At 68.1% G+C, this 24,804-nt stretch carries 18 protein-coding genes; 17 read left to right on the forward strand and 1 reads right to left on the reverse strand.

Features of this window, described 5'->3' with window-relative positions; genetic code table 11:
* The first annotated feature begins 36 nt into the window (after nucleotides 1-36).
* Genes KY469_19130 through KY469_19140 form a run of 3 tightly spaced genes read left to right on the forward strand, consistent with a single transcriptional unit; the run spans nucleotide 37 to nucleotide 3,883 of the window.
* Nucleotides 37-1,950 (forward strand): dehydrogenase E1 component subunit alpha/beta, encoded by a 1,914-nt coding sequence (locus KY469_19130; GenBank protein MBW3665212.1) that lies wholly within the window; start codon nucleotides 37-39, stop codon nucleotides 1,948-1,950.
* A complete protein-coding gene (locus KY469_19135) occupies nucleotides 1,947-2,681 on the forward strand; it encodes a FadR family transcriptional regulator (protein ID MBW3665213.1) in 735 nt (244 codons plus the stop codon). The genes KY469_19130 and KY469_19135 overlap by 4 nt, the downstream gene beginning before the upstream one ends.
* A 5-nt stretch (nucleotides 2,682-2,686) precedes the next feature.
* Nucleotides 2,687-3,883 carry a CoA transferase gene (locus KY469_19140; protein ID MBW3665214.1) on the forward strand — a complete coding sequence of 399 codons (1,197 nt, stop codon included), beginning with the start codon at nucleotides 2,687-2,689 and terminating at the stop codon, nucleotides 3,881-3,883.
* A gap of 7 nt (nucleotides 3,884-3,890) precedes the next feature.
* Here the strand turns inward: KY469_19140 and KY469_19145 are convergent, their stop codons facing one another.
* Nucleotides 3,891-4,844, reverse strand: coding sequence for a 2-dehydropantoate 2-reductase (locus tag KY469_19145; protein MBW3665215.1), 954 nt, complete (start codon nucleotides 4,842-4,844; stop codon nucleotides 3,891-3,893).
* Nucleotides 4,845-4,904: 60 nt separating this feature from the next.
* Between KY469_19145 and KY469_19150 the strand changes: the two genes are divergently transcribed.
* The 14 genes from KY469_19150 to KY469_19215 all read left to right on the forward strand — a co-directional run bounded on the left by KY469_19150 (nucleotide 4,905) and on the right by KY469_19215 (nucleotide 24,804).
* Nucleotides 4,905-5,672: a glucose 1-dehydrogenase gene (locus KY469_19150; protein ID MBW3665216.1), complete on the forward strand. Its 768-nt coding sequence runs from the start codon at nucleotides 4,905-4,907 to the stop codon at nucleotides 5,670-5,672.
* A 235-nt stretch (nucleotides 5,673-5,907) separates the two neighbouring features.
* On the forward strand, nucleotides 5,908-8,340 hold the full coding sequence (locus KY469_19155) for a glycosyltransferase (protein MBW3665217.1): 2,433 nt from the start codon (nucleotides 5,908-5,910) through the stop codon (nucleotides 8,338-8,340).
* Nucleotides 8,333-10,579: an ATP-binding cassette domain-containing protein gene (locus KY469_19160; GenBank protein ID MBW3665218.1), complete on the forward strand. Its 2,247-nt coding sequence runs from the start codon at nucleotides 8,333-8,335 to the stop codon at nucleotides 10,577-10,579. Before KY469_19155 ends, KY469_19160 begins: the two co-directional genes overlap by 8 nt.
* Nucleotides 10,576-13,062 carry a glycosyltransferase gene (locus tag KY469_19165; GenBank protein ID MBW3665219.1) on the forward strand — a complete coding sequence of 829 codons (2,487 nt, stop codon included), beginning with the start codon at nucleotides 10,576-10,578 and terminating at the stop codon, nucleotides 13,060-13,062. Before KY469_19160 ends, KY469_19165 begins: the two co-directional genes overlap by 4 nt.
* Nucleotides 13,043-13,834 carry a sulfotransferase gene (locus KY469_19170; GenBank protein MBW3665220.1) on the forward strand — a complete coding sequence of 264 codons (792 nt, stop codon included), beginning with the start codon at nucleotides 13,043-13,045 and terminating at the stop codon, nucleotides 13,832-13,834. Before KY469_19165 ends, KY469_19170 begins: the two co-directional genes overlap by 20 nt.
* The gene (locus KY469_19175; protein ID MBW3665221.1) at nucleotides 13,831-16,962 is read left to right on the forward strand and encodes a glycosyltransferase; all 3,132 of its coding nucleotides are present in this window, start codon (nucleotides 13,831-13,833) and stop codon (nucleotides 16,960-16,962) included. The genes KY469_19170 and KY469_19175 overlap by 4 nt, the downstream gene beginning before the upstream one ends.
* Complete coding sequence (locus KY469_19180) at nucleotides 16,949-18,001, forward strand: sulfotransferase family protein (protein ID MBW3665222.1); 1,053 nt, start codon at nucleotides 16,949-16,951, stop codon at nucleotides 17,999-18,001. The genes KY469_19175 and KY469_19180 overlap by 14 nt, the downstream gene beginning before the upstream one ends.
* On the forward strand, nucleotides 17,998-19,107 hold the full coding sequence (locus KY469_19185; protein MBW3665223.1) for a hypothetical protein: 1,110 nt from the start codon (nucleotides 17,998-18,000) through the stop codon (nucleotides 19,105-19,107). Before KY469_19180 ends, KY469_19185 begins: the two co-directional genes overlap by 4 nt.
* Complete coding sequence (locus KY469_19190; protein ID MBW3665224.1) at nucleotides 19,104-20,234, forward strand: glycosyltransferase; 1,131 nt, start codon at nucleotides 19,104-19,106, stop codon at nucleotides 20,232-20,234. Before KY469_19185 ends, KY469_19190 begins: the two co-directional genes overlap by 4 nt.
* Complete coding sequence (locus KY469_19195) at nucleotides 20,231-20,788, forward strand: methyltransferase domain-containing protein (protein ID MBW3665225.1); 558 nt, start codon at nucleotides 20,231-20,233, stop codon at nucleotides 20,786-20,788. The genes KY469_19190 and KY469_19195 overlap by 4 nt, the downstream gene beginning before the upstream one ends.
* Nucleotides 20,785-21,942, forward strand: coding sequence for a hypothetical protein (locus tag KY469_19200; protein ID MBW3665226.1), 1,158 nt, complete (start codon nucleotides 20,785-20,787; stop codon nucleotides 21,940-21,942). Before KY469_19195 ends, KY469_19200 begins: the two co-directional genes overlap by 4 nt.
* Entirely contained in the window at nucleotides 21,939-23,114 is a 1,176-nt protein-coding gene (locus KY469_19205; protein MBW3665227.1) for a hypothetical protein, read from the forward strand. The genes KY469_19200 and KY469_19205 overlap by 4 nt, the downstream gene beginning before the upstream one ends.
* Nucleotides 23,111-24,046 carry a phosphotransferase gene (locus tag KY469_19210; GenBank protein MBW3665228.1) on the forward strand — a complete coding sequence of 312 codons (936 nt, stop codon included), beginning with the start codon at nucleotides 23,111-23,113 and terminating at the stop codon, nucleotides 24,044-24,046. The genes KY469_19205 and KY469_19210 overlap by 4 nt, the downstream gene beginning before the upstream one ends.
* On the forward strand, nucleotides 24,043-24,804 hold the full coding sequence (locus tag KY469_19215; GenBank protein ID MBW3665229.1) for a ChbG/HpnK family deacetylase: 762 nt from the start codon (nucleotides 24,043-24,045) through the stop codon (nucleotides 24,802-24,804). Before KY469_19210 ends, KY469_19215 begins: the two co-directional genes overlap by 4 nt.

Here is a 24,804-nt window from a genome sequence, read left to right on the forward strand (position 1 = left end):
GGCGGCCAGGAACGGCTCGAGCATCTGTACCGTGAGATGCGCCGGATCCGGACCTTCGAGGAGTGGGTCTCGCGGCTGTACGCGGGCGGTGACGTCCCCGGGTTCTGCCACGTCTCCGTCGGGCAGGAGTCCGTTCCCGTGGGGGTCTGCTCGGCACTGACCACCGAGGACATCATCACCTCCACCCACCGCGGGCACGGCCACGTCATGGCCAAGGGAACACCAGCCCGCGAGATGTTCGCGGAACTGATGGGCAAGTCCACTGGTGTCTGCGGCGGCCTCGGAGGATCGATGCACATCGCTGACCCGAGGATCGGGGTGTTCGGGGCGAACGGTGTGGTCGGCGCTGGCATCCCCATCGCCGTCGGTGCGGCCCACGCGGCCCGGTACCGGGACGCCGGGTTCGTGGTGACGTGCTTCTTCGGGGACGGAGCGGTCGCTGGCGGCGCTTTCCACGAGGGTGTCAACCTCGCGGCGCTGTGGAACCTGCCGGTCCTGTTCGTGTGCGAGAACAACCTCTACGCCGAGTTCACCTGGTGGGAACGCCAGCATCCCGTGCCGCCAGCCGAGCGTGCGGCCGCCTACGGGCTGAAGGGACACCGCATCGACGGACGCGACGTGGCCGAGGTGGCAGACCTGGCTGGAGAACTCGTCGACCAGCTCCGTTCCGGTGGGCCACCCGTCCTGCTCGAGGTCACGGTCCACCGGTGGGAGGGGCACTACGTCGGTGATCCGGCTGACTACCGCCTCGAGGGCGAGCGTGAGGCCATGCGTGCGGAGGATCCGCTCGCGCATGCACGCGAACGCCTCGAGGACGACGAGGCCGACACCATCGATCGTGAGGTCGAGGAGGAGATGCGCACCGCGGTCGAAACCGCTCGGGCCGACCCCGTCCCCGACATCGCCGATCTCGGCCGGTACGTCTACGCGCCCCGACCACTGATCGACGAGGAGGACATCGATGACGACGTCAGCGACTTCCGCTACATCGACGGGGTCATCGCAGGCCTCGGTGATGCGATGGTCGACGACGATCGGGTCTTCCTCGCCGGGGTCGACGTAGGCGCGGTCGGTGGGATCTTCCGTGCGACCCGTGGCCTGTTCGACCAGTTCGGAGCCGATCGCGTGATCGACACGCCCATCTCCGAGACCGCCGTCGTAGGCCTGGCCGTGGGCTCAGCAATGGCCGGTCTGCGCCCCGTGATCGAGATCATGTTCATCGATTTCATCGGCGTCTGCTTCGACCAGATCATCAACCAGGCAGCGAAGCTGCGGTTCATGACCGGCGGCGCCGTTGACCTATCGCTGGTGATCCGGACACAATACGGGGCGGGACGGTCGGCGGGCGCCCAGCACTCGCAGAGCCTGGAGGCGCTCCTCGCAGCCGTCCCAGGGCTCTCGGTCGTGATGCCGTCGACGGGGACCGACGCCTACGGCCTGCTCCGTTCCGCGATCGAGGATCCGAACCCCGTGGTCTTCATCGAGCACCGCCACCTCTACGGATGGCGCGGCCCGAAACCGGGATCGGCACACCGGGTTCCACTCGGCAAGGCGAACGTCGTACGTGAGGGCCGGGATGTCACTCTCGTCACTTCTGGACGTCTTCTGCACCAGTCGCTCGACGCAGCGAACGAACTCGCCGACGAAGGCATCGACATCGAGGTGATCGACCTGCGTTCTCTCGTGCCTCTCGACGTCGAAACGATCGCGTCGTCCGTTCGGAAGACCACCCGCCTCGCCGTCGCACACGAGGCACCGGCGCCCTTCGGGATGGGCGCCGAGATCATCCAGGCGACGCTCGAGCAGGCGTTCTGGCGGATGGACGCGCCACCGCTTCGCATCGCTCCGCCTCCCGTTCCGGCACCCTACGCCCCGAACCTCGAGCGGGCGTGGCTGCCCGGGAAGGAGCGCATCGTGGAGGAACTGCGTCGACTGAGGCGGATGGCATGACCACGATGCCGCGTCGCCAGGAGAAGATGTCGGAGATCGTCTCCCGCGAGATCGTCCACGCCATCGTCGACCAGGGCCTCGAGCCTGGCGCGAAGCTGGCGTCGGAGGGCGAGATGCTGGAACAGTTCGGGGTCGGCCGGGCGACCCTCCGGGAGGCTCTGCGGATCCTCGAGGTGAACGGCCTCATCCAGATCCGGCCGGGGCCCGGTGGTGGACCCATCGTCGCGGGCGTGAAGAGCCACGACTTCGGCCGGATGTCCACGCTGTACTACCACATGACCGGAGCGACCTTCCGGGAACTGGCCGAAGCCCGCCGCGCGATGGAGCCCGTCATGGCGCGGCTCGCGGCCGAGCGTGCCGACCCCGATCAGTTCGATCGGCTCCGCCGTTCCATCGAGCGGGCGGAGGCCGCCAGCGTCCGCGAGGAGGGGAACTGGGCCCGCGTCAGCACCGACTTCCACGCGACGGTGGCGAGCATGTCCGGCAACCGTGTCCTGGATCTGTTCGCTGAGTCTCTCAAGGACGTCTGGTTCGATCGCATCTACGGCCTGATGTATCCAGTCGACGCTCGGGAGCAGGTCCGGCGAGATCACGAAGCCATCGCCGGCGCGATCATCAAAGGCGATGGCAAGAAGGCGGAGAAGTTGATGGCCGCCCACATGGACGAGTTCCAGGGTTTCGTGACCGAGCGCTACCACGGCCTGCTCGACGAGGTTCTCGACTGGAGGTAACGGACGTGTCCCAGGGTGGCAGCCCACGTGTCGTCGACTTCTCGACGCACCTGTCGGGCCCCCTCGCGAGCCACCTCCTGACCGAGATGGGCGCCGACGTCGTGAAGATCGAACGTCCTGGGGTCGGGGACGGCAACCGCGGACTCGACCCGTTGATCGCGGGACGCGGCATGTTCCACGCGGCGTTGAACTCCGGTGCCCGGAGCCTGGCCGTGCACAACCGCTCGCCGTACTGGAACGACATCGTCGCCGCCGCGGCGCGTTGGGCGGACGCCGTCATCGTCGGCCTGCGCCCCGTCGACGCGCAGCGTCGCGGCCTCGACTTCGCCACGCTCCGCGTGGAGAACCCCACCCTGGTGTACTGCCTGGTCTCGGGGTTCGGTGAGCGGGGCCCGTGGGCGGACTACACCGCGCACGGTCAGACGATCGACGCGCTGGCCGGTCAGGTACCCATCGAGTGGCACGACGGGCTGCCGTCGACACAGTCGGGCTGGCGATCGAGCGGAGCGGTGCTGGCAGGTGTGTTCGCCGCGTTGGGCGTGTTGGCGGGCCTGTACCGACGCGAGCGCGGAGAGGGAGCTCAGCACGTCAGCGCGTCGCTTTGGGGGAGCGCGATGTGGTGGAACTGGCGCGACCTCAACACCTACGCGAACCTGGGCCAGCCCTGGAACGAGTACCGCGAGCTGGGGGCGAGGTACGCGATGTACCCCACGGCCGACGATCGCGCGGTCCTGCTCGCCCCGATCGAGCGCAAGTTCTGGCACCGTCTGTGCGACATCCTCGATCTGCCCGACGAGTGGCGCGAGCGCGGTTCGTGGGAGCGTTCCGCGATGGAGTTCGGCCGTGGCCCTGAACACGCTGACGAACGGCCCTTGATCGCCGAGCGCATGCGCCAGAAGCCGTTGGACGAATGGTGGCCCGCGCTCGAGGAGAGCGGTATCCCCTTCGCGCCGGTGTTGACCGTCGAGGAGGCGCTCCGGAGCGAGCACGCTGCCGCGGAGGGGGTGATGCGTGGGACACGAGTCCTCGAGGAAGACGTGCTCGTGAGCGCGTTGCCGATGCGGCTCTCGGACTCCGCGGAGGGCGCCGGCACCGGCCCACTCGACCCGTTGTCGCCCGCCCCGGAGCTGGGCGCCGACGCACGGTCCGTGCTGGCCGACCTCGGGCTCGAGGGCATCGAGGACGAACTCGGCGTCGACTGAGCGGTCGTCAGTCCCCACTGCTGGCCAGGAGTTCTGCTCGGGCACGCACCAGCAGGTCCAGGGTCAGGTTGACGGGCACATCCACGCGCGCCTCGTGCGCCCGCTCGACGATGACTCCGGAGATGTCGGCTGCCTCCGAGGGTCGACCGCTGACCAGCGACTGGTACGTCGAGCCAGCGGTGCGCGTCGTCGTGGGGGCACCCCTGCCGAAGAAGCTCTCGAGGCGGTCGGTGTCGAGCCGGACGTCCAGCGCCCCCGCGACCTCGTAGACCTCGGCACGCGCCAACGCCATGAGGCGCCGGACGCTGGCGGCCTGCAGCATCTCGTGCACCGGCAGCATCAGCGCACCGGAGACGCTGTTGGCCGTGGCGAGAGCCAGCTTCTCCCACAGCATGACGTCGCGATCGTCGACGATGCGTACGGGCAACTCGGGCTGGTCAGCGATCGAGGCGAAGCGTTCCGCGGCGAGCTCGGCATCCGGCCTCGGGGCGAGAAGTGTGGGGCCCTCTCCTGTCCACGCGACGATCCCGGGAGCCAGGTGGGTCGCACCCTGGTAGGTGGTCCCTGCCACGCCTCGGGGATCGGCTGACTCCACCAGCTCCGCGCTGCGCAGACCGTTCTGCAGCGACACCACCAGGCCGTCGTCCGCGACGAGTCGCAGGCCGAGGTTCGTCGCCCAGGGGGCGTCGTCGGCCTTGTTCAGCAGCAGCACGGCGTCGAAGCGCCCGGCACCTGGGACGTCGTCGGGTCCCGATACCTCCGGATACTCCCGCAGCGTTTCGGCGCCGGGCGAGCGGTGGTCCTCGACGGTCACCCCGTCGCTGGCGATGCGCTCGGCGACCTCGCTGCGTCTGGTCACCAGCGTGACGTGCACACCGGTGCGCTCCAGTAGGGCGGCGTACACACAGCCCAGGGCGCCTGCTCCGACGACCGCGACCGTGTAGGTGTCGTGGCTTCCCACCGCCCGTCTCCCGAGAGCTATCTCTTATAATCATAGTCCCCTACTTGGTGGAGGTGCGGGGTGGCGGAGAGAGCGGGCGGGCGGTTCCGTCTCGACGGGAAGGTGGCCATCGTGACCGGGGCGAGCTCGGGCCTCGGCGCCGACTTCGCCCGAGCCCTCGACTCCGCCGGTGCATCGATCGTCGTGGCGGCGAGGCGTGGCGAGCGACTGGAAGCGTTGTCGGCTGAGCTGCGCGACGCGCTGCCCGTCGTCTGTGACGTCGCCGACCCTGCTGATCGGGACCAGCTGGTCGCGGCGACCGTGGACCGCTACGGCACCGTCGACGTCCTGATCAACAACGCGGGTGTGGCGCGGGTGAGTCCCGCACTCGAGGAGTCCGATGAGACCTTCAACGAGGTGATGGCGGTGAACCTCGTGGCGCCGTTCGCGCTCGCTCGACGCGTCGCCGCCGTCATGGTGGAGCGGGACGGGGGCAGCATCGTGAACGTCGCCTCCATCCTCGGTCTCGTCGGCGTCGGACAGATCCCCCAGGCCAGCTACGCCGCGAGCAAGGGTGGCGTGGTCAACCTGACCCGCGAGCTCGCCGCGCAATGGGCGCGCAAGGGCATCCGCGTGAACGCGATCGCCCCGGGTTGGTTCCCCAGCGAGATGACGACCGAGCTCTTCGAGAAGGAGCGAGGTCAGCAGTGGATGCAGCGGCGGATCCCGATGGGGCGACCTGGCGAGAACGGTGAGCTCGACGGGGCGCTGCTGTACCTGGCCAGTGACGCCAGCAGCTACGTGACCGGGCAGATCCTGGTCGTCGATGGTGGCTGGACCATCATCTGAACGAGGATCGTCTCAGCTAAGCCCGCGACGAACATCACCGACCGCGGCCTTGGCGTTGCTATCGGTCACTGGCGATGCGTCCGAACGCACGGCAGCCGTCGGTACTGAGCGAGGAATGCACGGAAGCTGGTGTTCCCAGGAGTTGGCGGGCCGCATGTCGAAGCCTTGCCGGGGAGTGCTTCGTTGGGGACGCGATGAGAGCGACGGGGGTCTGGACTTCGCCGGGGACGACGGCGTGAGCGGCCGCGTCACCGTCGACGGGAAGTTCTTTTCAGTCGCCAACGGGAGGTTCTCGTTTCGGGGCGTCACGTACGGCACCTTCCAGCGGCGCGAGGACGGGGCGTTGTATCCCGACCGCGACCGGATGAAGCGCGATCTGGCCGAGATCGCGGAGTCCGGCTTCACCCTGATCCGAACGTACGACAGCCCCCCCGATGACCTCCTCGAACTGGCCGCCGACTGGGGGCTGTACCTGTTGCCGCAGCCCTTCTTTCCCGACTGGCGCTACCTGGTCGGCCATTCGCGTCGCGACCTGCGCGAACTGAGGCGTCGTGCCGTCACCGAAGTCCGGCAGCAGGCGCGCCGACTCGCTGGCATCCCGCACGTCTTGGGCCTGTGCCTGGGGAACGAGATCCCCGCTGATGCCCTTCGCTGGTACGGCGAGGAGCCGGTGCTCCGGGTCTTGCGGGAGCTGGCCGAGACCGTCCGCGCCGAGGACCCCGGGCACCTCGTGACGTACGCGAACTACCCGACGACGGAGTACCTGTCGCTCGATTTTCTCGACTTCATGATGTTCAACGTGTTCCTCGAGGATCGAAGCGCTTTCCGTCGGTACCTGTCACGGCTCCAGCACCTCGCCGGCGACCGACCGCTGGTCCTCGGCGAGATCGGCATGCACGCCGGCAGCGGCCCAGTGGGCGAGCGGCAGCAGGCGCAGATGCTCGGGTGGATGCTGGAGACCGCGGTGGAGCGCGGGGTAGGGGGCACTTGTGTGTTCTCGTGGACGGATGACTGGTGGGTCGGCGGCCGCAAGGTCGAGGGCTGGCGGTTCGGCCTGACCCGTGAAGACCGCGCGGCGCGGCCAGCGCTTGACGTGGCGGGTGACTGGAACCGACGAACCGTGCGCGATCTCGACTTCGACTGGCCCTCGATCAGCGTCGTGGTCTGCGCGTACAACGCTGAGGCGACCCTCGATGAGTGTCTCCGGCACACCGTCGAGCTCGACTATCCCCGGTTCGAAGTCATGGTGATCGACGACGGCTCCGAGGACCGCACTGCTCAGATCGCGCGTCGTCACCCCTCGGTGCGGCTCGTCGAGATCGAGCATGCCGGTTTGGCCGTCGCACGCAACGAAGGGCTGCGGCATGCCACGGGCGAGATCGTCGCCTACCTCGACGCCGACGCCTATCCCAGCCCCGAGTGGCCCTACTTCCTGGCGCTGGGCTTCGCAACGCGACGGGTCGGCGGCGTCGGAGGCCCGAACATCCCCCCATCAGACGATCCGCGCACCGCCCACCAGGTCGCACGCTCGCCCGGAGGGCCCGTGCACGTCCTGGTTTCGGACGAGTACGCCGAACACGTCCCTGGCTGCAACATGGCGTTCTGGAAGGACGTGCTCGAACAGGTCGGTGGCTTCGACCCGATCTACACCGCGGCTGGCGATGACGTCGACCTCTGCTGGCGTGTGCTGGACGCGGGTTGGGACATCGGCTTTCATCCCGCAGCCCTCGTCTGGCACCGTCGCCGCGGCAGCCTGCGTGCGTACCTGCGCCAGCAAAGGGGATACGGACGTAGCGAAGCGCTCGTCGAAAGCCGCCACCCGGACCGTTACACCCCCGCGGGGACGGCACGATGGACTGGTCGGATCTACTCCTCGTCGGCGCCCCCCCGTGGTCGTCAGCGTCTGTACCGCGGCGAGTACGGCACGGCCGCTTACCAGTCCGTGTATCGCGACGGCGGACATGCTGCCGATCTCGTTCACCAGGTCGGGCTGCCGGTCGCCGCAGCCCTGATCGCCACCGCTCCGGTTGCGCTCCTGCATCCCCTCGCCGCCGCCCCGGCTGCCGCAGCGGCGCTCTTTGCCATCGCGCTCTACGTGTACGACGTGCTCCAGTGCGTCCCGCCGCGATCCATGCGTCGTGGCACCTGGTCGTTCCGAGCCGGCGTGGCCCTCATGCACGTGCTTCAGCCACTGGTGCGACACTGGGCTCGGCGTCGCCACCGCCATGCCGCGCGCGCCGACCTGCCACCGCGTCTTCATGTCGCCGGGTCGGTCCAGAGGGGACGCGGCGGCACACTCGTGATGCCTGCCGACGGGGCACGACAGGAGTTCGCCCGCCTACTTGTCGAGTCGCTGCGCAGCACCGGAGCGCGGATCGTCGCAGCGACCGCCTGGGAGCCGCGCGACGCACGGATCAGCACGTCCTGGTTCGTGCGCGGAGACCTGCTGACCAGCCTGCACGTCGAGGACTACTTCCAGGTCAGGATCCGTCCGACCCTGCGCTGGACGTGGCTCGCGGTCGCGCTGTGTGCCACTGTGGCAGCGAGCGCGGTTGTCCCGCTCGTAGGTGCGCTGCTCGGCTTGGCCGTGATCGCCGACGCGGTCACGGGACTGCTGCGACTCCGCCGGCTGGTGCCCAGGACGTTACGGATGTGCGCTGATGCCTGACCAGCGCTCTCCCGTCGGAATCTGGGCCATCGCACGCCGATACGTGCCGCGGGCGCTTCCGTACCTACGACCGTACCGTGGCCTGCTGGCCCTGACCGCGCTGCTGACCATGCTGGGCACGGCGATGATGCTGGCCGAACCGTGGCCACTGGCGTTCCTCGTCGACACGGTACTCACGGACGCCGAACCACCTGCACTCATCACGCGCCTCTTCGGCGCGGACAAGACACGGCTGATCCTCGTCGCGGTCGTGGCCGGCTTCGCGATCACGCTTCTGTCCAACGGGTTCCACGTGCTGACTAGCTACGTGCTGGTGCGCCTCGAGCAGCGCATGGTGCTCGACCTGCGCAGCGATCTGTTCGGCCACGTGCAGCGCCTGTCCCTGGCCTTCCACGACGACCAGCGCAAAGGTCGGCTGCTGTTCGCGATCAACGACCAGGCCAGCGCTGTGGGTGACGTGCTCACATCGGTGATACCGCTCACGCAGGCCCTGCTCACCCTGGTGGGCATGCTGGTCATCGCGCTGAAGATCTCGCCCGCCTTGGCCTTGACCGCGCTTTCGGTGACGCCCTTGGTGTACCTCTCGACCGCGCTGTACGGCCGTCGGATCAGCCCATATCTACGGCACGTCCGGGGTCTCGAGGGCCGATCGATGTCGATCGTGCACGAGGCCATGTCGATGATGAAGGTCATCGTGGCATTCGGCCGCGAACGCTACGAGCATCATCGGTTCCGCGAGCAGGGTTCGGAAGCCGTCGACGGGCGCATCCGTGTCACGGTGGCCCAGACTGCGTTCTCCCTGGGCGTCAACGTCATCACCGCGGTCGGCACTGCGCTCGTGCTCGGTGTCGGGGCCCACCAGGTGCTCAGGGGCAATCTGACCGTCGGCGGCCTGCTGGTGGTCGTGTCCTACATCGCCTCGGTGTACAAGCCACTGGAGCAGATCAGCACCACGGTCGCCCAACTCCAGGAGCGACTCATCACGCTCGAGGCGGCGGTGCGGCTGCTGGATCGCGTTCCCGACGTCGCCGACAGCCCCGACGCACAAGAGCTCGAGAAGGTCACGGGGCACGTCGGCTTTCGCGACGTGACCTACGCGTACCAAGGACGCAAGAACGCGCTGGAATCTGTGAACCTCGACGTCGAAGCGGGCCATACGGTCGGCATCGTCGGTCACACCGGTGCCGGCAAGAGCACGCTGCTGGGTCTGATCCCGCGCTTCTTCGATGCCACGAAGGGCTCGGTGGAGATCGACGGGGTCGACGTCCGCCAACTCACGCTCGAGTCGCTGCGTCGACACATCAGCATCGTGCTCCAGGACCCACTGCTCTTTCGAGGTTCGATCGCGGACAACATCCGTTACGGCCGGCTCGACGCGTCGATGGACGAGGTCGTCCGCGCCGCGGAAGCGGCCAACGCCCACGAGTTCATCTCCGCGCTCGATGATGGATACGACACTGTGGTCGGGGAGGGCGGCACTAAGCTGTCGGGTGGCGAACGTCAGCGGATCTCGATCGCCCGGGCCTTTCTCCGCGACGCACCCATCCTGCTGCTGGACGAACCGACCTCGTCGGTCGACTCGCAGACCGAGGCGGTGATCCTCGATGCGCTGCAGCGCCTCACTTCCGGTCGCACCACGTTCATGGTTGCACATCGGCTCTCCACACTGCGTCGCGCCGACCTGATCGTCGTCCTGGATCACGGCAGGGTCGTGCAGACCGGGACCCACGCGGAGCTCACCGTCGCCCAGGGTCCCTACCGGGACGTGTACGAGGTGCAGCACGGACTCGAACGGGCGGCCGCGCCGGTGTCTCCGGTAACGGTCGTCGACGCGGTCTCGGACTCGGTCGTGCGGTCGTCCAACGGCGACGGGGGCACGCCGCAGCGGCGAACGCCCAAGCGGCACCGGCAGCCACCCCGGCCGGTGCTTCCGAACGGTGAGCGCAACAAACAACGGCCGTACCCGTCCAACGGTGTCCCGAAGCTGGACCTCAATGTCGCGTCAGCCGAGGACCTCGTATGTCTCCCCGGCATCGGCCCCAAGCTGGCGCAAGAGATCGTCGCGCGCCGCGAGGAGATCGGTGGCTTCACCTGGGTGCGACAACTGCTGTGGGTCAGGGGCATCAGCGAAGCCCGGCTGGAGGAGCTAAGTCCTTACCTGGCTCCCGGGCCTCTCAAGCCGCCGGCTGCGGCGGCCGGCAACGGCACAGGTGAACCCGATGCGGGGGCGCCCGGATGAGCCGGGCTCCCAGGATCGTCGTGCTCGGGATGATGACCAAGATGCCGGTCGCTGGGGTGGTGTGGCAGACCGTCCACTACCTGGTGGGCTTCCAGCGCCTGGGCTTCGACGTCTACTACGTCGAGGCCCACGCGCGGACGCCCTCGATGCTGATGGACGAGCGGAGCACCGACGGTAGCGAGGAGGCAGCCGCCTTCATCGATGGCGTCATGCGCCGCTTCGATCTTGCCGACCGGTGGGCGTACCAGGCGCTGCACAGCGACGGGCGTGTCCTCGGCATGGGCGCGGAGTCGTTGTCGCGGCTGTACCGCGATGCGGCGCTGGTCGTCAATCTGCACGGTGGCACCCTGCCTCGTGAGGAGCACGCCGCCTCGGGACGACTGGTGTTCCTCGAGACCGATCCCGTCCTGCTACAGGTCGAGCTGCACAACGACGATCCCGATGCGATCGCCTACCTCGAGCCCCATACCGCCTTCTTCACGTTCGGGGAGAACTACGGGACCGATCGCTCCAGGCTGCCGGTGTCGGACCGCTTCGAGTTCCGACCGACGCGCCAGCCGGTAGTCATGGAGTTCTGGCGTTCCGCGGCGACGAGCCGACGTCCCGTGTTCACCACGATCGCGAACTGGCAGCAGCAGTGGCGACGCTTCAAGTTCGACGGCGAGACCTACCACTGGGACAAGCGCCGCGAGTTCCTGAAGTTCCTCGACGTCCCGCAGCGCACCAAGGCGTCGTTCGAGCTGGCACTGGCTGGCTGCAGCGAGGCCGACCGCTCACTTCTGGAGCGCCACGGCTGGTCGGTTCGTGACGGGTACACGCTCTCGCTCGACCTCGACGCCTACCGCGACTACATCCAGGGTTCGGCTGCTGAGTTCACCGCCGCGAAGGACCAGAACATCCGGTTCCGCTCGGGATGGTTCAGCGACCGCAGCGCCACGTATCTCGCCGCTGGCCGGCCGGTCATCACGCAGGACACCGGTTTTGGCGACGTGTTGCCGGTGGGTGAAGGCCTGTTCGCCTTCCAGTCGCTGGACGACGTCGCCGACGCAGTCGAGCAGGTGGCCGCCGCTCCCGCCCGGCATTCGCGGCGTGCACGGGAGATCGCGCGCGAGAGTTTCGCGCACGATGTCGTCTTGGGGCGCCTGCTGGACGACCTCGATGTCCGGCCGCCGGCATCCACAGGACGTCCCGCGGCGACCCGGACCTTCCGAGATGCGCTGCGTCTCACCCCCCTCTCCCGTCGGCCCCTGACCCTGCCACCGCGTACCGTCGCGGAGGTTCTGGCGGCGCCGCTGCCACCACCCGGGCCCGCCTCGGACACCCACAACCCGGTCGTGAGCATCGTCGTGGTCACCCACAACCACCTGGCGGTCACGAGGCTGTGTCTCGAGTCCATCCTCGCGCACTCGCGTGCAGTGCCGTTCGAGCTGGTGGTCGTCGACAACGCGTCGACCGACCTCACCGCGCCCTACCTGGAGGCGTTGGCCTCCCGTGAGCGGCGTGTACGCGTCATCCGCAACCAGACCAACGTCGGGTTCGCCTCCGCCGTCAACCAAGGGCTTGCGGCCGCGACCGCGAACCACCTGGTCGTGATGAACAACGATGTCGTGGTCGCGCCCCGCTGGCTGCTGGACCTGCGTCGACATCTCGCCGACGACGCTGTGGGGCTCGTGGGGCCGGTGACCAACCGTGCAGGCACCGCCGCCGAGATCCCGACCTCGTACGAGACCTTCGGTGATTTCGTGCGTTTCGCGACGCGCCGGTCACGGGAGCTGCGGGGCCAGAGCACCGACGCGGACATGCTCGCCCTGTTCTGCGTTGCGACCAAGCGAGAGGTCATCGAGCGTGTTGGGCCGCTCGACACCCGATTCGGCACCGGCCTCTTCGAGGATGACGACCTCTGCCACCAGGTGCGCGCCGCCGGCTACGTGATCCGGCACGCCGAGGACGTCTTCGTACACCACTTCGGTGAAGCGTCGTTCGGTGATCTGTTCGCCGACGGCACCTACGCGCGGTTGTTCGAACGCAACCGGCGCTTGTTCGAGGAGAAGTGGGGCCTGCGCTGGCAGCCACACGGAAGACGCGACGACGGGGATTACCAGGACCTCGTACGGAACACGCTCGCAACGGTCGCGGCTCTCACGCCACAGGACGCAAGGGTGGCCGTGCTGTCGCGCGGCGATGCCGCCTTCGTGGACTGCCCGCCACGGGTCATGTGTCATCTCCCTACGACGCGCTCAGGCACCTACGCCGGTCACCATCCGGCAGATGCGGACGAGGCGATCGAGGCGATCGAGTCCGCCCGCAGGGACGGGATCGAATACCTGGTCTTCCCTCGTGATTCGGCCTGGTGGCTCACTCACTACGACGGGCTGTCGGCGCATCTGCTGGAAGTCGCCACCCAGATCTCAGACGCCGATCACTGCACCGTCTACCGGCTCGATGCGGCACCAGGAGGTAGCCATGCCGACGAGAACGCCTGATCCCATCATCGTGCTCGGGGCGCCGCGCTCGGGCACGACGTATCTGAGAGCGGTCCTGAACTCGCATCCCGACGTGTTCGTCTCGCACGAAACCCGAGTTTTCGTCTGGGCCCACCAGGCCCTGCGGGTGCTGCCCGAGGACCGCCAGGCGCTGCTGACGCATCGGGACCGTTTCGTCGATCACATCTCGGGAGTCGTCCGCGAGGCCATCCGCGACTTCTATTCCGGTCTGGCGCCGAAGGTGACCTATTGGGGCGACAAGAACCCGCACTACGCATCCCCGCGTCACCGCGGGTGTCTCGAAACCATCCAGGCGCTGTTCCCGGGCGCCAAGTTCCTTCACATCTACCGCGACGGCCGTGACGTCGTGACGTCGCTCATGCGCCGAGGATGGGCGGACTTCGAGGGTTCGCATCGCACCTGGGAGGGCCATGTGCGCGTCGCACGCGAGTTCGGAACCGTAGTGGGCGACGGTTCCTACTTCGAAGTGCGCTACGAGCAGTTCATCGCCGACGACGAGGGGGTGGCTGGCCAGTTGTTCGAGTTCCTGGGCATCCCGATGCACCCGGCGACGCAGCAGTTCTGCCGCGACCAGACCCGGTCCCGTACGCCGCTGAGCGCGCCCACCACCGACGTTACGACGCTGGAGACGGCTGCGCCCAACGCGGCCTGGAACACGATGTTCGAAAGTGTCGCCGAGCGCGAACGCAGCCTGAGCCTGCTGGGTCCGACCTTGACAGAGTTGGGGTACCCGGTGCCCGAGAGGGGATGACCGTGCACCCTGCCGACTACGACCGGTTGATCAGTCGACTCCGCGAGCGCGCGGCCAACCACGTGCCGACCGACGACGATGTCCTGGTGGTCTCCAAGGGCGATGACGAGCTCCTGACCGTCGTCCCCGGACAGGGCGGGCGGCACTTTCCCTGCCGCGATGACGGTCACTACTCGGGCTTCCCACCCGGCGACAGCGTCTCGGCCATCGCGCAACTGGAAGCCGCCCGAAGCCTAGGGGCGCAGTGGTTGCTCGTTCCTGGCAGTTCACTGTGGTGGCGAGACTATTACGAGGACTTCTGGGGGTACCTGCGCTGCTACTACCAGGTGTGCGTCGAGGACGACGATTGCGCACTGTTCGACCTGCGCGCCACCGGCACGCAGGACGACGTCGCAGCGGCCTTGCGAACGGTTCTCACCGAGGCACAGCCCGGCGAGGATCTCGCGATCCTGACGTGGGGGGTGGACGATCCCCGTCAGTTCGACCACTTGAGGCGAGTACCGGTGTTCAGTCCATCGGTGGCGAAGGGGCCGTTGCCGTACGCGGATGCCAGCATCGCGTTGGTCGCCGTGGGATCCGATGACCCGGGGATGGTCGCCGAGGCGCGACGTGTCGCGTCGATCGCAGCGGTGTCGCTCCGCCACGGCCGGTGGGTCCCTCACTGGACCCGGCAACGCTCGCGGACCCTACAGACCGAGAGTGTCAGCATCATCGTGCCGTGCTACGACGGATGGCAACTGACCTCCGCGTGTCTGCGGTCGGTGTTCGAGACCGTGCCACCCACCCTTGCGGTGGAGGTGGTCGTCGTCGACGACGCGTCCTCCGACGAGACGTTCGAGCAGCTCGAAGCCTGGGCCAGCAGAGAGCCCCGGCTGCGAGTGGTGCGCAACGTCCGCAACCTGGGATTCATCCATACTTGCAACCGCGGAGCCGAACATGCGACGGGGCGTTTCCTGATCTTCCTCAACAACGACACGGTGTGTACCCATGGTTGGCTAGAGCCACTCGTGGAGACGCTGCGCGATCGTCCCGACGCGGGTGCCGTTGGGGCCAAGCTGGTCTACCCCGACGGGCGCCTCCAGGAGGCGGGCGGCGTCATCTTCCGCGACGGATCGGGAGCGAACTTCGGCAAGCACGACCAGCATCCCGGTTTCGAGCTCTACAGCTACCTGCGCGAGGTCGACTACTGCTCGGGAGCCGCGCTGGCCACGCCAGCGGCGCTGTTCCGCGAACTGGGCGGGTTCGATCGTACGTTCGCGCCCGCGTACTACGAGGACACCGACTACTGCTTCTCCGTCCGGAAAGCCGGATACCGGATCTTCACCCAGCCGGCCAGCGTGGTGATCCACCGCGAGGGTGCGACGTCGGGAACCAGCCCCGAGCACGGGGTCAAGCGTCACCAGCAGGTCAACCGCGAGCGATTCGTCGACAAGTGGCAGACCGTTCTGCCGGAGTGCCATGCCAACCCGGGGGCCTTCGACCGTGCAACGTGGCACCGGCTCGCACGCCCCACAGGCCAAGGCCGACAGGTTCGGCGCGCACTGGTCTGCGTCCCGACGCTGCCGTCCGCCGACCGCGAGAGTGGATCGAAGCGCCTGCACGACATGGTCGACGTCCTGCTGGCCGAAGGTTGGGACGTGACACTGGTTGCCAAGGACCGGGGACCTGACGACCGTCGGATCCTCGACGCGATGTGGCGACGGGGCGTGGCTGCGTACGTCGAGCCCCGCGGCGAACTTGAACAGATCGTGCGCGACGGAGCCTTCGACGTCGCGGTACTGGCGTTCTGGTTCATCGGCGAGCTGTGGGGGTCGCTGATCCGTGAGTGCTCGCCCGACACCCGGGTCGTGATCGACACGATCGATCTGCATTTCCTGCGCGAGTCACGTCGCCTGTTCGCAGGGGCTCGTCGACTCGAGTCCACGGTCCTGGACCGCACGCAGGCGGAACTCATGGCGCGCGAACTCAACGTGTACGCCTCCGCCGACGCGGTGTTGACCGTGTCGGACAAGGAGGCCCAGGTCGTCAACGATCTCGTGGGCGACAGCGGGCTGGCGCATACCGTTCATGACAACGAGGACGTCGGCCACGCCCACGTCGGACTTTCTTCTCGCCGTGGGCTGCTGTTCGTCGGCAACTTCCGTCATGCTCCGAACGTGGCAGCCGCCCGGTTCCTCCTGAGTGAGATCGTCCCGCTGCTGCCGGACGGCTTCCTGGAATCACACCCGCTCAGCGTCGTCGGCAACGCGCTGGAGGAGACCGACCTCGCCACGTTGTGCGATCGGGCGAACGTCCACATGGTTGGGTGGGTGCCCTCGGTGCTGCCGTACCTGGCCGCCAACCGGATGTCGGTCGTGCCGCTGACCTATGGAGCCGGGACGAAGCGCAAGCTGGTGCAATCCATGATCGCTGGGACACCCGTGATCTCCACCAGCGTGGGTATCGAAGGCCTTCCCGTCCGTGACGGTGCGCATCTTCTCGTCGCCGACGAACCGGCGGACTTCGCGGCGCGGGTCGTCGATCTGGCCGCAGACGACGCCCTCTGGCGACGGCTTTCTCGCAACGGCAGGCGCCGAGTGCTCGCTTCGCATGGCCGCGGAGGCGCCCGAGAGCAACTTGCGGCCGCGCTCGACGCGATCTCGACGCGAGCGCCGAAACGGGCTCACCTCTTCGACGCCACACTACGCATCTACCGCAGCGATCTCCACCGCGACTACGTGCACTACGAGGAACAACTCAACGAGACCCGGGCCGCCATCGAAACCCACGTGCCGCCGGGCGCGGTCGTCAGCGTCATAAGCAAGGGCGATCCGCGGTGGCTGCGGCTGGGGCCGCGCACCGGTTGGCACTTTCCTCGGACCGAGACCGGCGTGTACGCAGGACACCATCCGGCCGACTCGGCCGAGGCGATCGCCCATCTGGAGCACCAGATGCGATGCGGCGCCACGCACCTGGTCATCCCGGGCGTCAGCTTGTGGTGGCTCGAATACTACGACGAGTTCTACGCCTACCTGGGCGCCTGTTCTGACCGGGTGCTACCGATCGACACCACCTGCGTGATCTTCGAACTGCACGCGTCGCGACCCCGCGTCGCCGCCTCGGTGGAGAACGCCCATGCTGTGCAATGACGCTCTGCTGTTCGTGCACGTCCCGAAGACCGGCGGCATGTCGCTGACCAGGTTCTTGCTGGAGACGCTACCGGGACCCGTTCACTACTTCCATCCGGACCACGACGCGGACCTCGACGCAACGCACGTCATCCAGCATGCAGGGATCCGCCATGAGTCGCTGAGCGAGGCAGCGGCCGCACTGGGTAGCGACCTAGGCCGGCGACTCGAGGACTTCGAGGTCATCCTGGCCGTGGTGCGCAACCCCTACGCACTGGAGGTCTCGCGGTTCGCGTACCTCCAGAAGGGGCACCCGTGGGATCGGGGCTACAACCAGACGCTCGCGATGGAGGACAACTTCGAGACCTTCGCCGTGCGAAGCCGCGACCACGCGGGAAAGCCCATCGGGGAGTACCTCGCGATCGCTGGACAGACCCCGCCCAACCTGTACGTCTCGCGGGCCGAGACCCTGGACCAAGACGTGTCAAGGGTGTTGTCGAGCATCGGCGTGGACGCCGAGGTCAACCTCCCGGTCGTCAACACGTCACACCACGACCCCTACACGTCGTACTACACGCCCACCGCCGAGAAGGCGGTCTACGAGCGATACCGCGTTCTGTTCGAGCGTGGCTTCTACCAGCGCATGGGCGTCACCGAGATGCAGCCCACGCGGTACGGGCACCGAGTGCCGATGGTCGGCCCGGTTCAACAAGTCGGTCCGTCATCGGGCCTGTACCCCGACCTGTGGGCGACCTCGCCGCTGTACTTCAGCGTGCGGCCAGACCAGGCCGTTACGGCGCTGCGCGTCTCCGGGTGGCGCCCGGCCCGCCGCACGCAGCCGGCGGAGTTGGAACTGCTGGTCGATGAACGTCCCCTGGCAAAGCTCCCGGGCACGACCGGCAAGTTCAAGTGGGAGGTACCTCTGACCCTCGACGTCGATCAGCCTGCACGGTGCGAGATCAGGACGTCGCCGCTGTGGTCGCCCGCCGACGAGGCTCAACGCGCCGACCACCGGCGACTGGCGTTTCGACTGTCGTCAGTGGCGTTCGACCCCCGGTGAAGCACAGCCCCGGCACCGCACGAACGTCGCGGCTCAGCCTGTTGGCCGCAGCCGCCCTTGCCCTGCTGGGAACATGGCCGACGATCGGTGCCGACGAGCCACCTGCACCGCCGACGCTGGGCCAGGGCGCGACCGACCGGCGCCACGCACCCCCTGGCGATCCGCTCGTCGGCGCCAACTACACCCATCTGCGATTCGACGACTGCGACTTCTCAGGGCGCCCACTCCTACGCGACTACCATCATCGCGGCGTGCGTGCAACTGCCCGGAGGCAGCTGGCCACGATGCAGGCCGACGGCATGGACACGCTCCGCCTGCTCATCTGGCACATGGATCGGCCCAGACGCCACCACGACTGGGGCGTGCTGGATTCCCGAGGCGGCACGTTGACCACGCAGGCGGCGGACAATCTGCGTGCCCTGCTCGAGGACGTACGTCGCGCCGGCTACCGTCGGCTGACGGTCGCCTTCGGCCCGCAATGGGCGAACCACCCGTCCCATCCGAGCTTCGACCCGACGCTGTATGAACAGAACTGGCAGTTCATCCGCCAGGTGCGAGCCCTGGCCGTGGCACACGGGCCGGCAGTGGTCCGCTTCGACCTGCTGAACGAGGGGGCGCCGTCCAGAACCCTGCCGGCCGAGCGCTACGCACACACCGAGGAGTACCTACAGCGGCTGTGGGCTTCGTACGTCAGCGACTACGGAACCGCCGATGCGACGGTCTCAGCGATCGCCGACGATCGACCTGACGGACACAGTCGGTTGCGCAACCTTGTCGAGATCCTCGCGGCGGACGGAGCCCCCGCCCCGCGGTTCTTGGACGTCCACGTCAACGGCGGGCCGGCCCATGCCACGGTGGGGTTGCGCGAAGCGCGCGCCCTGCTGGAGGATCACGACCTCGACGTCGAGCTGATCCTGGGCGAAACGCCCTACGACCACGCCGATACGGCGGCCGCCATCTCCGAGGCCGACGGCGACGTTTCGGAGGTGGTCCAGTGGTACTCGACGCCTGAGGACCGCTGCAACGTCTCGCCGCCCTACGGGACGCACGCGTACCGTGCAGCACTGCAGACCCCTGCGAGTACGACATCGGCAGCTCGATCATGAGGCCCAGCATCCTGCTCGGCGGCGCACTGGCGTCGCGACCCGGCGTCGGCGGGCACGCATGGGTGTTGCTGCACTACCTGCTCGGCTTCCGGGCACTTGGCTGGAGAGTGACGCTCGTCGATCGTCTCGACCGTGCGGCGTTGCCTGCGGCACTCGATCCGACCGTCGCCCATCGCGAGCTGCGCGGGGTCTTGCGGCGATTCGATCTCGTCAACGACTACGTGTGCCTCACCGACGAAGGCACGACCGGACCCGCCGCAGCCGGACTGGACTCCACGCTCTCGGGGAGCCTGCTGATCGACGTCATGGGGTTCATCGGCGACCACCCGCTGCGCGATCGCGCCTCGTACCGCGTGTTCCTGGACATCGACCCCGGTTTCCCGCAGCTCTGGCGTGAGCTCGGGCACGCCGATGTCCTCGACGGCTACGACGCGTACGTCACCGTCGGAACCGCCATCGGCCGTCTCGACTGCGAGATACCCCGGTGTGGCTTGGACTGGATTCCCACGCTCCCCCCGGTTGTCCTGGACCACTGGCCCGAATCTCCGTCCCCGGCAAGAACCTTCACGTCCGTGGCCGCCTGGCGCGGGCCGTTCGGCCCCATCGACCAGGGCGGGCGCAGGCTTGGTCTGCGGGTCCACGAGTTCCGGCGCTTCCTAGCACTGCCGACGAGAACCCACGCCGACTTCGAACTCGCCTTGGACATCCACCCCGACGAAACCATCGACCTGGAGCGACTCGCCGCGCAGGGATGGAGGTTGGTGGACCCTGCCAAGGTCGCGGCCACGCCCGATGATTACCAGACCTTCGTGCGCTCCTCGGGAGCGGAGTTCATGGTTGCCAAGAACCTCTACGTCGACACGCGGGGTGGCTGGTTCAGCGACCGCAGCGCGTGCTACCTCGCCAGCGGCAAGCCCGTGCTCTTCCAGGACACCGGCCTGGCGGGCTCCCTGCCCGACGGCTTGGGCCTGTTGCTGTACGCCGACCTCGACTCGGCTGTCGCCGGCGTCCATGAGATCCTGGCCAACTACGAGGGGCACGCGCGTGCAGCGCGCGCGCTGGCCATCGAACACCTCGACGCGCGCCGGGTGTTGACCACCCTGCTGGACCGGCTGGGTATCACATGACGGTCACTTCAGACGCCGCGATACGCCGGCTGAACTGGGGTTGCGGCGACCACGTCCGGACGGGATGGGTCAACTCCGACCTCAAGTCCGGGACCCATATCGATGTCACCACCGACGTGCGCGACGGACTGCCATTCGAGGACGCCGAGTTCGACTACATCGTCAGCGTCCACGCCCTTCAGATGCTGTCGTATCCCGAGATCGTGCCCGCCCTGGTCGAGTTGCGTCGGGTCCTGCGCCCCGAGGGTGTCCTGCGGTTGTGCCTACCTGACCTCGAGAAAGGCATCGACGCCTACCGCGCGGGCAACGCCGACCACTTCCAGGTGCCCGATGAGGAACTGCGCAGCCTCGGCGGCAAGTTCATCGTGCACATGCTGTGGTACGGCTGGAGCGTGACTCTGTTCACGCTGGACTTCATCGGCGAGCTCCTGGACCGCGCCGGGTTCCGGGACGTCAGCCCGTGCGGCTACCAACGATCCCCCAGCGGGTTGGAGGGCATCACCGACCTCGACAACCGGCCACATGAGAGCCTCTTCGTGGAGGCCACCCGGTGACGACCGTTGCGGTGGCCGGAGCGCTCGCCAACAAGCCGCTCAACGCCGGAGAGGCTTGGGTACGGCTGAGCTGGATCAGAGGCCTGCAGTCGCTGGGTTTCGATGTGGTCTTCGTGGAAGAGATCGATCGGGCGACCTGCGTCTCCGTCCACGGCACGCCCTGCGCCCCGCACGATTCGGTCAACGTCGCCTACTGGCGGCAGGTCATCGAGAGCTTCGATCTGGGGGAGCGTGCAGCGCTGCTGGACACCGACGGTCGCTCGCTCGCCGGTGTCCGCCGCGCAGACCTCGACGAGTTGCTAGACGGCGCGGCGCTGCTGTGCAACATCTCGGGTCATCTCCGCGTCCGCGAGCTCCGGGCAGCATTCGGCGTCTCGGTTTTCGTGGACCTGGATCCTGGATTCACGCAGTTCTGGGCTGCTCAGGGCGCCGACGTCAACCTGGACGGTCACGACCTGTACTACACCGTCGGGATCAACATCGGCGCCTCGACCTGCGACGTGCCTGCCGCTGGCGTCCACTGGCGTTCGCTGCCCCCGTTCTTCGTACCCGACGACTGGCCGCGATCCAACGCCGCCACGGACAGTCCGATCACGACGGTCGCAACCTGGCGCAGCTATGGTCGCGTCAGCGTGGGAAGCCGCACGTTCACGCTCAAGGCCCACCAGTTCCGTCGGTTCGTGCAGCTGCCCCAGCGGGTGGACGCGCGCTTTGAGATCGCGCTCGACATCCACCATGGCGACCACCGCGACCGTGAGCTTCTCGAGCGGCACGGCTGGAGGCTGCGCGACCCGCGCGCCGTCGTCCGCGACCCCGACGCGTTCCGACGCTACGTCCGTCATTCCTCCGCCGAGTTCTCCGTCGCGCAGGGCATCTACGTGGAGACGTGCACGGGCTGGCTCGGCGACCGAACCGTCCGGTACCTGGCCAGCGGACGCCCGGCGATCGTGCAGGACACCGGCCTCGGTGCCCACCTGCCCACGGGCACCGGACTGCTGACGTTCTCCACCCTCGAACAGGCCATCGCCGGCATCGAGGACCTCGCTGCCGCGCCCGAGCGCCACGCCGCGGCCGCCCGCCGGCTCGCCGATGAGTACCTCGACGCCCGGCGTGTGCTGGGGCGGGTCCTCGAGGACACAGGGACCGCGCCATGAAGCGCCCACAACGCCGCGCACGGCCAGACCGTCTGCGTATCGTGGTCGCGGGCAGCGTGGCGGCCGCTCCCGCCCAGGCCGGCGCTGCCTGGGCGGTCCTGCAGTACGTGCTCGGCCTGCGCCAGCTCGGGCACGACGTGCTGTTGGTGGAGCCCATCGAGCGCGCTGACGACGCGGCTGTGCTCGACCGCACCCCGGTGGCACGGTTCTTTCGCGACGTCGTCAGGGACGCCGACGTCGCGGACCGTGCCGCACTGCTGGACGTGCGGTCCGGTGACACGGTGGGGATGTCCTGGCCGCAGCTGCGCAAGTTGGGCGCCGCAGCGGACGTACTGCTGAACCTGTCCGGGATCCTTCGCCACCCTGCCCTACTTGAGCCCATCCCCCGACGGGTTTTCGTGGACCTCGACCCGGGCTTCGTCCAGCTCTGGCACGCCCAAGGCATCGACATGGGCCTCGACGCCCACACGCACTTCGCGACGGTCGGGACGAACCTGGGTGCCCCTGACTGCCCGATCCCGACACTCGATCGAACCTGGCAGGCGACACTGCCGCCGGTGGTCCTCGACGAGTGGCCGTGCCGGCCAGCTCCCCACGCCAGCGCCGCCCCGGTCACAACCATCGGCAACTGGCGCAGCTACGGCTCAATCGACAACGACGGGACGCCCTACGGACAGCGGTGCCACTCGTTTCGTGCGCTGCTGCCCGTGGCCGCCCGCGCCCCCCGACCGATCCGCCTCGCATTGACCATCCACCCCGGGGACGCGACCGATCTCGCCGCGCTCGAGTCCAACGGATGGAGGCTCGACGACCCACGGCAGGTCGCCGGCACGCTTGCCGGCTACCGCAGCTACATCCAGGGGTCACATGCCGAGCTGTGCGTGGCCAAGAGCGGCTACGTCATCTCCCGCAGCGGGTGGTTCAGCGACCGCAGCGCCTGCTACTTGGCCTCGGGCCGACCCGTGGTTGCACAGGACACCGGTTTCGGTGCCCTACTGCCGTCGGGGCAGGGACTGCTGGTGTACACCGACGTCGACAGCGCAGTGGGGGCCCTCCACGAAACCGAGCGAGCGCACGCTGCCCACTGCCGTGCCGCACGCGAGATCGCAGCAACGTACCTCGATTCGCGGCGCGTGCTCGGTCGCCTCCTGGACGCGGTGGGCGAAGGATGACCGCAGCGACGATCGCGACGCAGGAACTCCGGGCCGTTCTCGAGGCTGCCCTCCAGACGCCGATCCGCACCCTGCGGCGTCGCCCGTACCGGTATGCCACCAGCCACGCGCTGGAGGAGTTCGAGCTGGAAACCGCGGGCGGCGCAGTTCTCGAACTTCTGTTCAAGGACTTCGCGCGTTCGCCGGCGACCGGAAGCCAGCGCTCCGCCAAGCCAGCGCACGTCTACGACCCACTGCGCGAACTCCTCGTCTACCAGCAGGTGCTCGACGCCGCAGACACCGGGGCGCCACGTCTCTTTGCTGCCGTCGCCGATACGCACCGGCGCTGGCTTTTCATCGAGAAGATCCATGGCACCGAACTGTGGCAGGTAGGCGAACTGTCGGTGTGGATGGAGGTGGCGCGCTGGCTCGCGCGGTTCCATGGCCAACACCGCCTGCTCCACCTGGCAGCCGACGTTCCCCTGGTGCGCTACGGAAGCGAACAGCTCGCCATCTGGCGCGAGCGTCTGCTAGCTGCGATGGGGGCGAGTGTACGGCCGCTGATGGAAGCGTTCGACGTCGCAACCGCGATGATCACGGAGGCACCGGCGACCTTCCTCCATGGCGAGTTCTACCCATCGAACGTGCTCATCGCGGACGGGGGACGCGTGCGTCCGGTCGACTGGGAGATGGCGGCGATCGGTCCGGGCGCGTTGGACCTCGCGGCGCTGCTGTCCGGATGGGGGCACGACGAACAGGCGGCATTGATAGTGGCCTACCGACAGGGCGACGGCTCGGGGCTCGACGACGACACCTTCGAACGGTTGCTGGCAGCTTGCCGTCTGCAGCAGGCCGCTCAATGGCTGGCCTGGTCGCCGCACTGGCAGCCGCCGCCCGAACACGTCCAGGACTGGCTCGCGGTGGTGCAGGATCAGGCCGAGCGGCTGCGATGATGCCCCCCGATGGAGCGACGTCGCGACGGCGTCTGATCGTGAACGCCGACGACTTCGGGCAGAGCTCCGGGATCACCGAGGGCGTCCTTGATGCGCATCGGCACGGCATCGTGACAAGCGCGAGCCTGATGGTGCGCTTCCCGGGGGCGGCCGAGGCTGCGGCGCGGGGTGTGGCCGCTGGCCTGGACTTGGGGCTGCACGCCGACCTGGGCGAATTCGTGTTCGACGGCCGGGGATGGGTGGCGATATACGAGGTCGTCGGCACGGACGACGAGCCCGCCGTCCGTGCCGAGCTCGAGCGCCAGCTCGAGACGTTCCTCGACCTGGTATGCCGGCCACCGACACACCTGGATTCCCACCAGCACGCGCACCGGAGCGATCCTGTACGGGGCGTGATGTTGGAGATGGCAGCCCGTCTCGACGTTCCGCTGCGAGGCGAGGGGCCGGTCCGATACGAGGGTGGGTTCTACGGTCAGGACGCCCGCGGCTCCAGCTACCCGGAATTGATCGATCCATCCGCCCTGTTGCGACTGATCGAGCAGCTGCCAGCCGGCGTGACCGAACTCGGGTGCCACCCCGGCCGCCGCGACGACGAACTGGCCTCGCCTTACCGGAGTGAACGGTCAGACGAACTCTCTGCGCTGTGCGACCGGCGCGTCCGCGAGGCGCTCGATCGTCAGGGTGTCCTGCTCACGACCTTCGCCGCCGAAGCCGTCCGAGGTCAGCGGGACACCGAAGGTCGCGGCTCCCAGCGCTGA

It is taken from the genome of Actinomycetota bacterium, assembly GCA_019347575.1.
Lineage (GTDB): Bacteria > Actinomycetota > Nitriliruptoria > Nitriliruptorales > Nitriliruptoraceae > JAHWKY01.

Coding starts and splice junctions, on each gene's coding strand:
- KY469_19130 (MBW3665212.1), top strand. CDS start 37: ATGCGCCGGATCCGGACCTTCGAGGAGTGGGTCTCGCGGCTGTACGCG.
- KY469_19135 (MBW3665213.1), top strand. CDS start 1,947: ATGACCACGATGCCGCGTCGCCAGGAGAAGATGTCGGAGATCGTCTCC.
- KY469_19160 (MBW3665218.1), top strand. CDS start 8,333: ATGCCTGACCAGCGCTCTCCCGTCGGAATCTGGGCCATCGCACGCCGA.
- KY469_19165 (MBW3665219.1), top strand. CDS start 10,576: ATGAGCCGGGCTCCCAGGATCGTCGTGCTCGGGATGATGACCAAGATG.
- KY469_19170 (MBW3665220.1), top strand. CDS start 13,043: ATGCCGACGAGAACGCCTGATCCCATCATCGTGCTCGGGGCGCCGCGC.
- KY469_19175 (MBW3665221.1), top strand. CDS start 13,831: ATGACCGTGCACCCTGCCGACTACGACCGGTTGATCAGTCGACTCCGC.
- KY469_19180 (MBW3665222.1), top strand. CDS start 16,949: ATGCTGTGCAATGACGCTCTGCTGTTCGTGCACGTCCCGAAGACCGGC.
- KY469_19190 (MBW3665224.1), top strand. CDS start 19,104: ATGAGGCCCAGCATCCTGCTCGGCGGCGCACTGGCGTCGCGACCCGGC.
- KY469_19195 (MBW3665225.1), top strand. CDS start 20,231: ATGACGGTCACTTCAGACGCCGCGATACGCCGGCTGAACTGGGGTTGC.
- KY469_19205 (MBW3665227.1), top strand. CDS start 21,939: ATGAAGCGCCCACAACGCCGCGCACGGCCAGACCGTCTGCGTATCGTG.
- KY469_19210 (MBW3665228.1), top strand. CDS start 23,111: ATGACCGCAGCGACGATCGCGACGCAGGAACTCCGGGCCGTTCTCGAG.
- KY469_19215 (MBW3665229.1), top strand. CDS start 24,043: ATGATGCCCCCCGATGGAGCGACGTCGCGACGGCGTCTGATCGTGAAC.